The following is a 298-nucleotide window of genomic DNA, read 5'->3' on the forward strand; positions in this document are numbered from 1 at the left end:
CGCTACCGCAAGATTATGGGCGAATCTTCCGCGGATGGATGCCAGCCGTAAACAACGGACGCAGCACGAATGTTGATCATTTTTATCGCAGCTATATGCAAACCTATATCGAGCGCGACGTGCGCGACCTCGACGGCTCTGCTAATGTGCTCGACTTTTCGCGCTTCATGGCCGCCGTCGGCGCCCTAACAGCCCAGCTCCTCAACGTCGAGTCTCTCGCACGCGACGTAGGCATTCCCCGAGCCATAGCGCAGGAGTGGCTCGGTATCCTGGAGAAATCCGACATCGTATTCTTGTT

General features: G+C 56.4%; 1 protein-coding gene. It reads left to right on the plus strand.

The window, feature by feature from the left end; all coding sequences use genetic code 11:
• A partial coding sequence (locus PZH32_RS13045; RefSeq protein WP_428994055.1) for a DUF4143 domain-containing protein occupies window positions 1-298 on the plus strand: 298 nt, incomplete at both ends.

Origin of the sequence: Adlercreutzia equolifaciens (assembly GCF_029076695.1) — a bacterium.
In the GTDB taxonomy this organism is placed as follows: Bacteria; Actinomycetota; Coriobacteriia; order Coriobacteriales; family Eggerthellaceae; genus Adlercreutzia; species Adlercreutzia equolifaciens_A.